Origin of the sequence: Acidovorax facilis, assembly GCF_023913775.1 — a bacterium.
Taxonomy (GTDB): domain Bacteria; phylum Pseudomonadota; class Gammaproteobacteria; order Burkholderiales; family Burkholderiaceae_C; genus Acidovorax; species Acidovorax facilis.
Genome location: NZ_JAMXAX010000080.1, coordinates 14,434 through 28,326, shown reverse-complemented (window position 1 = coordinate 28,326; position 13,893 = coordinate 14,434). Strand labels below are relative to the sequence as shown.

The following is a 13,893-nucleotide window of genomic DNA, read 5'->3' as shown; positions in this document are numbered from 1 at the left end:
ATGCACCGGCGAGTGGGGAGGTGGGGCTGAACGGTGGAGTTGCAGACGCGCATCTGGTGCGGGTGGAGCAGCCAAAGGGGCCGCAGCATCGGCCGTCGAACGTGCCTTCGGTGTCTTCGGGGTTGCGGATGCCGGGGTGATGTTTGGTCTTGGATTTTTTGATGTTTTAGGCCGCTAGCGCTTATTCATCAAGCGCTAGCAGCTACTATTTTTGTAGTGGACGTGGGGTTTTTGCCCCACCCGCTCGGGCCGAACTTGCCGAAGCCTGGGCTGGTTTGCTGGCTTGCTGGTGTGTGAGGCATGCCTGTTCAGAGAAGAGGCCCGGCCGGTTCATGGAACACTCGGCAATCACTATCAATACCATAGCATCTCGCGCTTGATGGATAAGCGCCAGGGCGCAGAAATCCCCAAAACCCCTTAAGGATGACCTGCATAACTCCCTGCGGTCTGTGATAGCGCGGTCTCGGGCGGTCCACTGCGTTGCTTTTCTTGCCAATAGCGCGGCTATTGGCTGCAAAAAGACGCCTTGTGCCCCATCCCGATCCGCACTACCACCGCCTCGCGAGGGTTATGCAGGTCATCCTTAACCCCCCGCAGCCCCCTGCGGCACATGGTTGCGCAGCAGCCACCGCGTTTCCCGCGTGGCCTCGGTGTCCGGGTGGCGGGACTCCAGCGTGGCCAGCACGCGCAGGGCCATGTCGGCGCGGTTCATGCCTTGCAGCAGCACGCGGGCCACCAGTTCATAGGCGGCGGGCACGCTGTCGTGGTTTTTGAAGCGGCGGTCAAAGCCCTGCAGCAGGGCCAGCGCGTCTTTGGCGTTGTTGGCATTCCAGGCGGCTTTGGCCAGGTTGAGGGTGGCGTTGGCGTCCTGCAGCGCAAACTGGGCGTCCTGGGCCCGGCAGGTTTGAAAGACCTTGAGCGCTTCGCCGCCCTGGCCCGAGCGCAGCAGCAGCGGGATGTAGCGCTGGGCATGGTCCAGCAGGGTGGCGGTTTTGCCTTCGGCCAGCGTCAGCACACGGTGGTAGCGGCGCTGTGCGGGCACTTCGTCGCTGCGGGTGCGCTGGTCTTCGTAGGCTACGCCCAGGGCGCCGACCATGTCGCCCGCGGTGATCAGCGCGGCCACGTGTGCGTCGGTGGCGTCTTGCTCGATCTGGCGGGGGCTGCGGCGGTCCACAGGGGTGCCGTCGTCGTCCAGGCCTGCGCCGGGCAGCAGGTCAATGCCAAAGGCTGCATGGTTCTGGTACATGGCGTAGCCCAGCAGGCTTGCCATGACCCAGCTGAAATAGATCAGCAGCCAGTTGACGATGGGCAGCAGGATCCAGCCCTTGAAGATGGGCACAAGCATGCCCAGCGCAATGAAGGTGCCCTGGCTCAGCAGGAAGAGGAACAGGCACAGCAGCAGGTAGGGCCAGCCAATGGTGCGCACGGCATTCCAGGCGTTGGCGGGGTTGAGGGTTTCGGTAAAGCTGCAGGTCTGCACCAGCACGATCTGCGTGGCGGGCAGCAGGAAACACATGGCCAGCCAGGCCAGCGTGCCCAGCAGGGGGTTCAGGCGCTGCAGCCAGCCCACGGCCATGGCTTGCACGATCAGGATGGCGAACAGCTTCCAGGGCAGGTTCTTCCAGTCAGGGTCCAACTCGGAAGGGTAGTCTTCGGCCTTGTAGATGCCGCGCGAGCCCAGGGCCGTGACTTTGAATCCGTAGCGCGATGCGGCCAACAGGATGCCGATCTCCACAATCAGGATGCCCAGGGCGTCGGGCACAAAGAAGACCAGCTTGAACAGCAAGCTGGAGAGCGCCAGCAGCACGCTGTACATCAGCGGCTTGGGTTGCAGCGGAAACGCGAAAAAGGTGTTGATCTGGTGCCAGAACGGACGGGGCGTCTTTGCGGTTTCGCGCTGCATGGGGTGCCCCGGGCTTATTTGGAGAAGAAGTCGGACTGCGACATCCCGCGCCCGCCCGCCATGCGCACCACGGTGCGCTGGTCGGAGCGCAGGAGCTTCATTTGCCCCATTTCGCGCACGAGTTGCTCGTTGAAGGTGGAGCTGAACTGCATGACGGTTTCTCCCATCTTCAGCAGGCTGGTGCCTTTGACCTTGGCGCTTTTGCGGCCCGGTTCGATCTCGATGCTGTCGATGTGGAATTCGAACTCCACCGTCAGGATGCCGCCCATGCGGTCACCGATCTGCTCGAACATCTGCATGCTGGCCTTGAAGGCCTCGCACTGCTGGTCGTGGTTGAGTGTGCTGCGCTGCGTCTGGCCGTTCATCACCGTCTCGTCCTGGATGATGGCCTTGCTGCTGAGCTGTTTGCACATCAGCTCAGCGTCTCGCTTGTAGAGGGCGTGCGCGCTCTGGTCGTAGTAGGCGCGCACCATTTTTTCGTCCAATGTGCGCCCACCGACAAAGTAATACCAGGCGCCCGCGCACAAGGCCGCCAACAAGACGATCTTTTTCATGATTCCCTCTCTCCCGCTTTATTTTGCGGCGCAGTATACCGGTGGGGTTTGTGCGCACTGCCCGCCAGCCTTGGCGCGCGGGGGCTGCGAACGAGTTGTTACCTTCCGTGTCATCGCAGCAGGGGGCGGTCCCCGGCATATCGGCTACCCTCGCGGTCGAGTCGGATAGAGGGATGTCAAAAATGAATGTCTTGCAACGTGCCCTGGTGTTGTTGTCGGGGGCTTTGGTTTCGATGGGCGCACACGCCCTGCAGATCACCAGTTTTTCACCGCAGGGCGAAGTGGCCCGGGTGCGGCAAGTGGTGGCCAAGTTCGATGCGGCGGCCGTCAACTTCGGCGACCCCAAGGCGCCCGCGCCCATCAACCTGAGCTGCAGCGATGCCAGCGCCACCAAGGGCACGGGCCGCTGGACAGGCGAGCGCGAGTGGGTTTTCGACTTTGAAAGTGACCTTCCACCCGGCGTGCGCTGCACCGCAACGGTCAAACCCGGGTTCAAATCGGCCTCTGGCGCTGATCTGACGGGCGCCAAAAGCTATCAGTTCAATAGCGGCGGGCCGTTTGTGCAGACCATCCGCCCCAACCCCTACCAGGACATCGACGAAGAGCAGTTCTTTGTGCTGCAGTTCAACGGGCCCGCCACCACTGCCAGCGTTCAGGCCCATGTATGGTGCACGTTGGAAGGCGTGGGCGAGCGCGTGCCGGTGCGCCTGATCGAGGGCACGCAGCGCGCCGACATATTGAAGACGCTGGGCCTGGAAAAAAATGCGGCCAAAGAACCCCTGCAGTACGCCACGCTGGCCTGCAACCGGCGGTTCACCTCGGGCTCGCGCATGCAGATCGTGTTTGGCAAGGGCGTGGCCACGCCCAGCGGCGTGCCCAACACGGTGGAAAAGCGCTTTGACTTCAAGGTGCGCGAACCATTCTCGGCCGAGTTCAGCTGCGAACGCGAGAACGCGCAGGCGGCCTGCCTGCCCATCCGGCCGATGCGGCTGTCCTTCAACACGCCGGTGCCACGCAGCCTGGCCACGGCCATCCGCCTCAAGTCGGGCAAGGAAACCCTCAAGCCCCAGACCGATGGCGACACCGAGGGCCAGAAAGGCGATGCGCTGGTCAACAGCGTGCAGTTTGCGGCGCCCCTGGCCGAAAACACGGCTTTCACGCTGGAGCTGCCCAAGGATTTCAAGGACGCCTCGGGCCGCCCGCTGCGCAACGCAGACAACTTCCCGCTCAAGGTGGCCACCGGCGGCATGCCGCCCCTGGCCAAGTTTGCGGCCGCGCCCTTTGGCATCGTCGAGCGTTTTTCCGAAGGCCCGCGCTCTGACAACCCCCCAGCGCTGTTGCCCGTGACACTGCGCAACGTGGAAGCCGCCCTGCGCGTGCAGGGCCTGCAGCCGGGCACCGTGAGCACGCTCAAGCCGCGCACCGACGTCGACATCATTGCGTGGTTCAAGAAGGTGCAGCGCTACGACAGCTACGTGGTGGATCGCAAGCAGGCGCGGCGCGACGTGACCGGCCCGCTGCCCAAGGTGCTGGACGAAGACAAGGAGTATGTGCAGTCACGCATGCTTTCGCTGCTGGCGGGCAAGGGTGGCGTGAAGACACTGGACTTGCCCAAGCCAGCGAGCAACGACCCGCGCCCGTTCGAGGTGGTGGGCATTCCGCTCTCGCCCGGCTTCCACGTGGTGGAGATCGCCTCGCAAAAGCTCGGCGCTTCGCTGCTGGATGAGCGCCACGGGGAGGCCCGCACGATGGTCGTGCGCACCTCGGCCCTGGTGACCAACCTGGGCGTGCATTTCAAGCTCGGCCGCGAAAACGCCATGGCCTGGGTGACCACGCTGGACAAGGGCCAGCCGGTGCAGGGCGCCACGGTGCGTGTGAGCGACTGCAAGGGCAATGAGCTGGCCAACGCGCTGACCGATGCCCAGGGCGTGGCCCGCATCGAAGGTCTGTCGTCCGACCCCACCCGCTGCAGCGACGGCGGCGACTACGGCGACGGCGGCAACGCCTACTTCGTCAGCGCGCGCCACAAGGACGAGGGCGGCGTGGAGGACATGGCTTTCACCTGGAGCGACTGGCAGCGCGGCATCGAGCCCTGGCGCTTCAACGTGCCCACGAACAGCGACCCGCGCCCCAGCGAACGCGCCCACACCATTTTTGACCGCACCTTGTTTCGCGCGGGCGAGACCGTGTCGATGAAACACGTGCTGCGCTCGGAAACCCGCCAGGGTTTTGCGCTGCCCAAGGCACGGCCCGAAACCCTGGTCATCACCCATGTGGGCAGTGGCCAGCAGTTCACCCAGCCCATCGTCTGGCGCGACACGGCCACGGGTGGCCTCAGTGCGCTGAACAGCTTCGCCATCCCGCCCGCCGCCAAGCTGGGGGTGTACCAGGTGGAGCTGCGCAAGGATTCCGGTGATGAACGCAGCTTCGGCTCCGGCGAGTTCCGGGTGGAGGAGTTCCGCCTGCCCGTGCTGGAGGGGCGCATCACCCCGGTCGAGAAGAAGGCCCTGGTGCGCGTGCGCTCGGTGCCCACCGATGTGCAGATCAACTACGTGGCGGGCGGCGGGGCCGCCAACCTGCCGGTGCGCGTGTCGGCCATGGTGCGCGGCAAGGCGCTGCAGTACAGCGACTACGAGGCCTTCCGCTTCACACCGCCCCGCAAGCGCGAGCAGGAAAGTGCGAACAGCGACGACGAAGAAGCTGCGGCCCGCCAGGATGCACGCGTGATTGCCGACAAGCTGCCGCTCACGCTGAACAAGGACGGTGCGGGCAAGGTCACCATCGACAACGTGCCCCAGGCCCGCCAGCCGCAGGAGCTGCTGCTGGAAGCCACCTACGCCGACCCCAATGGCGAGGTGCAGACCATCCGCAGCACGCAAGCGGTGTGGCCCGCCGGTGTGGTGGCGGGCATCAAGACCGAGGGCTGGGTGTCTGCCCGACAGAAGATCCGCTACCAGGCGCTGGCCTTGCAGCACAACGGCAAACCCTCAGCCGACACCTCGCTGCAGGTGCAGGCCATTGCCCGCATCACCACCAGCACACGCAAGCGCATGGTGGGCGGCTTCTACAGCTACGACAACCAGACCGAAACCAAAGACCTGGGCACGCTGTGCAGCGGCAAGAGCGATGCACGCGGCCTGCTGCTGTGCGAGTCCAAGCTCGACGAACCCGGCGAGGTGGAACTGGTGGTGACCGCCACCGACAAGGACGGCAACACCAGCGTGGCCGCATCCTCCGTATGGGTCACGCGCCAGGGCGAGCTGTGGTTTGGCGGCGAAGACCACGACCGCATCGACCTGCTGCCCGAAAAGAAAAGCTACCAGCCCGGCGAGATCGCCAAGTTCCAGGTGCGCATGCCGTTCCGTTTTGCCACGGCCCTGGTGGCTGTCGAACGCGAAGGCATCATCGACACCCAGGTGGTGCAGCTCAACGGGCAAGACCCCACGGTGAGCCTGAAGGTGCAGCCCGACTGGGGCCCCAATGTGTACGTGAGCGTGCTGGCCCTGCGTGGCCGCCTGCGCGAGGTGCCGTGGTACAGCTTCTTCACCTGGGGCTTCAAGGCGCCGCGCGAGTGGTGGACCTCGTTCTGGTACGAAGGCAAGGAGTACCAGGCGCCCACGGCGCTGGTGGACTTGTCCAAACCCGCGTTCCGTCTGGGCATGGCCGAGATTCGCGTGGGCACAGCGGCCCACCAGATCGACGTGAAGGTGACCACGGACAAGGAAAGCTACGCCGTGCGCGGCAAGGCCCAGGTCACCATCACCGCGACCCTGCCGGGCGGCAAGCCCGCTGCCAATGCCGAGGTGGCCCTGGCCGCTGTGGACCAGGCCCTGCTGGAGCTGATGCCCAACACCAGCTGGAACCTGCTCGAAGCCATGCTGCAGCGGCGCAACTGGGGCGTGGAGACATCGACCGCGCAGATGGAAATCATCGGCCGCCGCCACTACGGCAAAAAGGCCGTGCCTGCAGGCGGTGGCGGGGGGCGCGCGCAGACGCGTGAGCTGCTCGACACGCTGCTGCTGTGGGAGCCCTCCATCCAGCTCGACGCCAACGGCCAGGCCAAGGTGACGGTGCCGCTGAACGACTCACTCACCACCTTCAAGATCGTGGCTGTGGCCGATGCCGCCACGGGCCTCTTCGGCACCGGCAGCACCAGCATCCGCGCCACGCAGGACTTGCAGATCATCAGCGGCCTGCCGCCACTGGTGCGCGAGGACGACCAGTTCCGCGCCCAGATCACGCTGCGCAACACCACCAAGACGGCGATGAAGGTGGAGGTATCGCCCCGCGCCACGCTGCTCGACCTGAAGCCGCAGACCATCGACATACCGCCCGAAGAAGCGCGTGAAGTCGCCTGGAACGTGACGGCGCCAGCGCAACTGGCGCAGACCCGCGCCGAGTCCATCCTGTGGGAGATCGAGGCGAAGGACACCGTGGGCGGCGCCCGCGATGCGCTCAAGGCGCGCCAGCGCATCATCCCGGCTGTGCCACTCACGGTGCAGCAGGCCACGCTGGTGCAGGTGGACGGCAGCTTCAACCTGGATGTGAACCCGCCAGCGGACGCCATCCCCGGCCGGGGCGGCCTCAAGATGTCGCTGCAGCCCAAGCTGGCCGAAGGCCTGCCGGGCGTGCGCGACTGGTGGGCACGCTACCCCTTTGCCTGCCTGGAGCAAAAGACCAGCAAGGCCGTGGGCCTGCGCGACGGCGCGCTGTGGCAGACCGTGGTGGCGCAGTTGCCCACCTACCTCGACAGCGACGGCCTGGCCAACTACTTCCCACCGCGTGATGGGGATGGCAACCGGGGAAGCGACACGCTGACGGCCTACGTGCTGGCCGCCACGCACGAGGCCGCCAGCATCAACCCCGCGTTTGCATTGCCCGATGCCGCCCGCGCGCCCATGGAGCGTGGCCTGATCGCGTTTGTGGAAGGCCGCATCCAGCGCAGCTTCTGGAGCCCCCGCAAGGACCTGGACATGCGCAAGGTGGCCGCGCTCGAAGCGCTGTCGCGCTACGGCAAGGCCCAGGGCCGCATGGTCAGCAGCATCACCATCGCGCCCAACCAGTGGCCCACGCACACGGTGATCGACTGGGTCAACGTCTTGAAGCGCGTGGCCGATGTGCCCCAGCGCGACCAGCGCCTGGCCGAGGCCATGCAGATCCTGCGCAGCCGACTGTCGTTCCAGGGCACCAAGCTCATCTTCAGCACCGAGCAGGACGACTACTGGTGGTGGCTGATGCAAAACGGCGACGTGAACACCGCGCGCCTGATGCTCGCGGTGATGGACGACCCGGCATGGAAGGACGACATGGGCCGCCTCGCAAACGGTTTCATCAGCCGCCAGCAGGCGGGCGCCTGGCACACCACCACCGCCAATCTGTGGGGTGGACTGGCGCTGGAAAAATTTAGCGCCAAGTTCGAGGCCGTGCCAGTCTCGGGCACCACCAAGGCCACGATGTCTGGCAACAGTGCTACCGTGGACTGGAGCAAGGTCGAGCGCGTGAAGGCCAGTGACGCTACAGGCGCCGCGCACCAGACCACCTGGTTCGGCGCGCCCGCATCGCCCGGCAACCTCAAGAACAACGACATGTTCCTGGCCTGGGGCAAGGCCGGTGGCAAGGAGAACCTGGCGGTGACCCACCAAGGGCCCGGCAAGCCGTGGCTCACCCTGCAATCCGTCGCCGCCATCCAGCTCAAGGCGCCCTTTGCTGCGGGATATGCCATCACCAAGACCGTGACACCCGTGGAGCAGGCCAACAAGTCGCTGCCCGCAGGCCAGTACACGCGCGGCGACGTGCTGCGTGTGACGCTGGAGGTGAACGCCAGCGCCGACATGACCTGGGTGGCCATCACCGACCCGATTCCGGGCGGTGCCACCATCCTGGGCAGCGGCCTGGGCCGGGATTCGGCCATTGCCACGCAGGGCGAAAAGGCCCGCAGCGGCGCGGGCTGGCCCGCGTTCGAGGAGCGCAGCTTCGAGGCCTTCCGCAGCTACTACGAGTACCTGCCCAAGGGCACGGTCAAGATGGAATACACCGTGCGCCTGAACAACGTGGGCGACTTTGCCTTGCCGCCCAGCCGGGTGGAGGCCATGTACGCCCCCGAGATGTTTGGCGAGGTGCCCAACGCGCGGGTAAAGGTGGAGGCGGCTCGGTAAACCGCAGCGCCATGCAGCCTTCCGTTTTGAGCCTGCCCTTCAGAACAACGCCATGAGCCTCAGTGTTTTTGTGGAACTGCGGTTCTGGGTGCTGGTGGCGTTTTCGCTGGTTTTGCCTGCGGGCATTTACGGGTTGCTGCTGGCGACCCGGTCCATCTCCCGCGTGGCCGTACTCGGCTTTGGTGTGGCACTGGTGCTGATCGCTGGGGTGGACGTGTACCTGCTGCAGTCGCTCGCGTCCCTGGCAAAAACCACGCCGTCGCTGGCCGACGACGCGGTGTTCATCTCCGAGCTGTCCATCGCGCTCTATGTATTGCCCGTGGTGTTTGGTGGCATTGGCGTCAACCTGATTTCGCACGTGCTGCTGCGCCACCTGAGCGAGGCCGAAACCCGGTTTGACCGGGAGCATCCCAATGGCTGAGCGCCGGGGGGGCGGCGTTCGCCGCTGGTACGCTGGCTGGACTCTCTGGATGGTCAGCGCATCGGCCGCCTGGGCGATTCCGGCGTTTGACGAGGTGCGAGCCGACTTCAAGCCCTCCGACACCCTCATCCTCTCCCGCGAAGGCGAGGTACTGCAGCGCCTGCGCACCGATGCCACCGTGCGACGCGGCCAGTGGGTGCCTTTGGCGGAGGTGTCGCCCGCCCTGCGCACGGCCCTGGTGCTGAGCGAGGACAAGCGCTTTTTTGAGCACAGCGGCGTGGACTGGCGCGCCGCTTCGGCCGCCGCCTGGGGCAACCTGTGGAACCAGCGCACGCGCGGGGCCAGCACCATCACCATGCAGCTGGCGGGTTTGCTCGACGGTGACTGGCGCCAGGGCCCTGGCGGGCGCACCGTGGTGCAAAAGCTGGGGCAGACGGTGGCCGCACAGGTGCTGGACCGGCGCTGGCGCAAAGACCAGATCCTGGAGGCCTACCTCAACCTCGTGCCGTTTCGCAGCGAGCTGGTGGGCATTGATGCGCTCTCGCGCACGCTGTTTGGCAAGGCGTCCCATGGGCTGGACGACCGCGAGGCGGCGGTGGCTGCGGCCCTGGTGCGCGCGCCCAATGCCCGGCCCGCGCTGGTGGCGCAACGGGCGTGCGGGGTGCTGCGCGATATGCAGGCCACCAGCGGCGCGCGCCCCGCGCAGCGCGCCACCCCAGCCCCGGCCCGCGTGGATTGCGATGCGCTGGACCTCTTCACCACCGCCGCCCTGCAGCGCCGCGCATTTGATGCGAGCGAAGGCGTGGCGCCGCACTTCGCCCGCTACCTGCTTCGCCAGCGCTCTGGCAAAGACGGCGCCGTGCCCGAGCATGTGCCCAGCACCCTGCGCGCGCCGCTGCAGCGTTTTGCCGTGCAGAGCCTGCAGCAGCACCTGCGCGAGCTGCGCGGGCGCAATGTGGAAGACGGCGCCGTGCTGGTGCTCGACAACGCAACGGGCGCGGTGCTGGCCTGGGTGGGGTCTTCAGGGCAACTGAGCCAGGCCAGCGAGGTCGATGGCGTGCTGGCGCTGCGCCAGCCGGGCTCCACGCTCAAACCGTTTTTGTATGCGCAGGCGATTGCCGAGCGGCGCCTCACGGCGGCCTCGCTGGTAGAGGACTCACCCGCGCAGATCACCACTGCCAGTGGCCTGTACATCCCGCAGAACTACGACCGGCAGTTCAAGGGCTGGGTGTCGGTGCGCACCGCGCTGGCGGCCTCGCTCAACGTGCCGGCCGTGCGCACGCTGGTGATGGTCACGCCCGACGCATTCCACCGCCAGCTCGGCGCCGTGGGCCTGCCGCTGCGCGAAAGCGGCGATTATTTTGGCTACAGCCTGGCGCTGGGCAGCCCCGAGGTGCCGCTGCTGCACCTGACCAACGCCTTCCGCACGCTCGCCAACGGCGGACGGTCGAGTGCTGTAGCGCTCTCGGATGTTGCCAAGCCGCGCTTTGCCCCTGCGCTGGACGCCCGTGCCGCCTTCATCGTGGGTGACATCCTCTCGGACGGCAACGCACGCGCCCGCACCTTTGGCACCGACAGCGTGCTGGCCACCCGCTTCTGGACGGCCGTGAAAACCGGCACCAGCAAGGACATGCGCGACAACTGGGCCGTGGGCTGGTCAGAGCGCTACACCGTGGGCGTGTGGGTGGGCAACGCCAGCGGCGCCGCCATGCACGATGTGAGCGGTACCAGCGGCGCGGCCCCCATCTGGTCGGCGGTGATGGGGTTTTTGCATGCCCGCGAGCCCAGCCGCGCCCCCAAGGCCCCCCTAGGCCTGGCCCGCACAGCGGTGCGATTTGGGCCCGTGGCGCCGCAGCCCGGCAGCCCGGACCCACGCGGCGGCGGCCAGCCGCTGGAGGCCGCGCGGGAAGAATGGTTTGTGCAGGGCACCCAGCAGGCGTTTTTTGCTATTGATTCGGTAGCTATTAGCGCTTACCCATCAAGCGCCAGCGGCCAAAATTATGCTAAAAAATCTGCACCCGATGCGGCCGTATCTCCTGCGGGTCTGCCCCCGCGCATCACCGCCCCAGCCCCGGGCACCATCATTGCGCTGGACCCCGACATCCCCCCGGCGCGCCAGCGCCTGCAGTTCACCGCCACGGGCAATGCGGTGCAGTGGCGGCTGGATGGCAAAACCCTGGGCCGAGGCCCTCGGGTGGCCTGGTTGCCCTGGCCCGGGCGCCATGTGGTGCAGCTCACCGACGCGCAGGGCAAGGTGCTGGACGAGGTCCGTTTGGAGGTGCGCGGCGCAGGTGTGGTGGCCCAGCCTCTCCGGGCAGGTGCGCATTGACGCTGACAAGTCCGAGGAATACGGTGTGACTTGGGGCCAAGTCCCTGTTAAGGCGGCTGTTTAAAATAGTTACAAACTATCCCTATGCCCTCCCTTCGCCAGTTTTTCTCTCACCGCCTCATATGGCTGGCTTTGCTGGTGGCTCTGGGCATTGGTGCCTTGTTTGCCCGCACCATCTGGACCATTCGCAACGACGAATGGAGCTACGCGGTGCAGACCAACTCCAACCTGGCCCGCACCATGGAGCAGGGCCTGGCCTGGTCGCTGGACTCGTTCGACAAATCCCTGGAGGGCGTGGCCCGCGAGGTGGCGCGGCCCGAGGTATGGGCGCTGCCCCCCGACCTGCGTGCGCGGGTGGTGTTTGACAACTCGCTGCGTGCGCGCGGCGCGGGCGATGTGCTGGTGCTGGACGCTCAGGGCAACGTCATTCTGGACTCGGGCTCCCTGACCCCTCGCCGCACCAACTTGGGCGACCGCGACTACTTTCTGGCATTCAGTGAGCGGGGCGAGCGGGAGCTGTTCTTCGGCAAGCCCGTGCCTTCACGGGTGACAGGTCTGAACATCCTTCCCATTTCTCGTCCGTACTTCCATGCAGACGGAAGCTTTGCCGGGGTGGTGGTCGGCGCTATCCGCCTGAGTTATTTCAACGAACTGTTTGGTTCGCTGGACCTGGGCTCCAACAGCGGGGTCAACATGTTTCGGCGGGACGGGGTGGTGATCTCCCGCTTTCCGTATGGTGATGCTGATGTCGGCAAAACCATCGCTGGTACGCCTAACCTGCTGCGTTTTCAGGCCGAGGGCACAGGCTCTTTTGTCGGTAAGGCCGCGCTCGACGGCGTGGAGCGTTTGTACTCCTTCCGGCCTGTGGGCAACTACCCCCTGATTCTGAACGTGGCCCAGTCCACCGACACCATCTTGGCCAAGTGGAGGAGCAGTGCCTGGGTCCTGGGTGGTTTTGCTGCGCTGTTGATGGCTGGCTGCCTTGGGTTGGCGCTGCTGTTCGTGCGTGAGCTGGTGCTGCGCCAGCAGGTTTCGGCGCGTTTGGCCGAGGCTGAGCATGACCTGCGCACCATCCTCGACAACGTGCCTTCGATGATTGCCTACTGGGATGCCAGTATGCACAACCGCTTTGCCAACCGGGCGGCACTCGAGGAGTTCGGCACCTACCCGGTGCCTGTGCGCGGCCGGCATATCAGCGAGCTGCTCAGCGAATCCCGCTACGCGGCCAGCAAGCCCTACTACGACCTGGCGTTGGCGGGTGCACCGCAGCGCTTTGAACGTACGGACCAGAACCCGAAAGGCCAGCCGCGGCACAGTATCGTCTCCTACCTGCCCGACGCAGACGCGCGCGGCGTGGTCACCGGGCTCTTCGTGCAAGTGACGGATATTACCGAGCGCAAGCACATGGAGAACGAGCTGTTCGACGAGAAAGAGCGCGTGCGCCTGATGCTGCAAGCCATTGGCGACGCAGTGGTCTGCTCGGACGCGAAGGGCATGGTGACCTACCTCAACCCCGTGGCAGAACGCCTGACGGGCTGGCAGGCGTTTGATGCGGCAGGCCACACCGTGGACGAGGTGGTGAGCCTGCGCAGCCCTGACAACGATGAGCCTTTGACCAACACGCTGCGTGCGGCCATCCAGTGCGGCATGGCGACTCCCCCCGTGCGGGGCGTGCTGTTGCACCGCACCAATGGCCAGCGCTTCCAGGTGGAGGAAACCGCCAGCCCCATCACCGACCGCCATGGCACGGTGACCGGCGCCGTGGCCGTACTGCGCGACGTGACCGAATCGGTGGTCATGGCCGAGCGCATGGCCCACCTGGCCCAGTACGACGCACTGACCGACCTGCCCAACCGCGTGCTGCTGCAAGACCGCGCCCAGCTGGCCATCTCGCAGGCCCGCCGCGACGGCAAGTGCCTGGCCGTGATGTACCTGGATCTGGACGGCTTCAAGGACGTGAACGATACCCTGGGCCACGATGTGGGCGACCTGCTGCTGGTGCAGTTTGCGCAGCGCCTGAAGGCTGCCGTGCGCGCGTCCGACACCGTGTGCCGCCAGGGCGGGGATGAGTTTGTGGTGCTGCTGCCGGGGCTGGACGGCGCCGAGGCCGCCTGCCAAGTGGCGCGCAAGATCCTTGCGTCGTGCGACGCGCCCTTCGCGCTGGCGGGGCGTTTTCTGCAGGTGGGGCTGAGCGGCGGCATCGCACTCTTCCCTCAGCACGGCGATACGTTCGATGCGCTCTCGCGCCATGCCGACAGCGCCATGTACGCCGCCAAACGCGGCGGGCGCATGCGCTTCATGCTCTACCGGGGCCCGGACGCCGAGCCCGAGGTGGTGCTGGCCGCTGTGGAGGCTGGGCAGGATCCATAAGCCGCCAGAGCTCTGGTGTGGGATCTTGCTATAATTTTTATAGCTATTAGCGCTTTCCAAATAAGCGCGAGCAGCCAATTTCTTTGAAATTCTTGCCCCTCCAAGCCCTCCGCTCTCCCACCGCCTTGGAAATTTGTTGCAGCCCGCACAAATAATTTTGA

At 65.9% G+C, this 13,893-nt stretch carries 6 protein-coding genes; 4 read left to right on the top strand and 2 right to left on the bottom strand.

The window, feature by feature from the left end:
• Positions 1-583: 583 nt before the first annotated feature.
• Positions 584-1,903: a tetratricopeptide repeat protein gene (locus tag NFX52_RS19595; protein ID WP_055400624.1), complete on the bottom strand. Its 1,320-nt coding sequence runs from the start codon at positions 1,901-1,903 to the stop codon at positions 584-586.
• Positions 1,904-1,917: 14 nt separating this feature from the next.
• Positions 1,918-2,457 (bottom strand): hypothetical protein, encoded by a 540-nt coding sequence (locus NFX52_RS19590; RefSeq protein WP_055400622.1) that lies wholly within the window; start codon positions 2,455-2,457, stop codon positions 1,918-1,920.
• A gap of 182 nt (positions 2,458-2,639) precedes the next feature.
• Here NFX52_RS19590 and NFX52_RS19585 point away from each other — a divergent pair, with 182 nt between their 5' ends.
• From NFX52_RS19585 to NFX52_RS19570, 4 genes are all read left to right on the top strand, one after another.
• Complete coding sequence (locus NFX52_RS19585; protein ID WP_055400620.1) at positions 2,640-8,612, top strand: alpha-2-macroglobulin family protein; 5,973 nt, start codon at positions 2,640-2,642, stop codon at positions 8,610-8,612.
• A gap of 52 nt (positions 8,613-8,664) precedes the next feature.
• Positions 8,665-9,033 (top strand): hypothetical protein, encoded by a 369-nt coding sequence (locus NFX52_RS19580; protein WP_055400618.1) that lies wholly within the window; start codon positions 8,665-8,667, stop codon positions 9,031-9,033.
• A gap of 49 nt (positions 9,034-9,082) precedes the next feature.
• Positions 9,083-11,362, top strand: coding sequence for a penicillin-binding protein 1C (gene pbpC, locus NFX52_RS19575; RefSeq protein WP_055400616.1), 2,280 nt, complete (start codon positions 9,083-9,085; stop codon positions 11,360-11,362).
• Between the two features lie 84 nt (positions 11,363-11,446).
• Positions 11,447-13,732, top strand: coding sequence for a bifunctional diguanylate cyclase/phosphodiesterase (locus NFX52_RS19570; RefSeq protein ID WP_055400615.1), 2,286 nt, complete (start codon positions 11,447-11,449; stop codon positions 13,730-13,732).
• Positions 13,733-13,893: the final 161 nt, after the last annotated feature.

Excerpts from the sequence above, each read along its gene's own strand:
- NFX52_RS19595 (WP_055400624.1), bottom strand. The coding sequence starts at position 1,903 with ATGCAGCGCGAAACCGCAAAGACGCCCCGTCCGTTCTGGCACCAGATC.
- NFX52_RS19590 (WP_055400622.1), bottom strand. The coding sequence starts at position 2,457 with ATGAAAAAGATCGTCTTGTTGGCGGCCTTGTGCGCGGGCGCCTGGTAT.
- NFX52_RS19585 (WP_055400620.1), top strand. The coding sequence starts at position 2,640 with ATGAATGTCTTGCAACGTGCCCTGGTGTTGTTGTCGGGGGCTTTGGTT.
- NFX52_RS19580 (WP_055400618.1), top strand. The coding sequence starts at position 8,665 with ATGAGCCTCAGTGTTTTTGTGGAACTGCGGTTCTGGGTGCTGGTGGCG.
- pbpC (WP_055400616.1), top strand. The coding sequence starts at position 9,083 with ATGGTCAGCGCATCGGCCGCCTGGGCGATTCCGGCGTTTGACGAGGTG.
- NFX52_RS19570 (WP_055400615.1), top strand. The coding sequence starts at position 11,447 with ATGCCCTCCCTTCGCCAGTTTTTCTCTCACCGCCTCATATGGCTGGCT.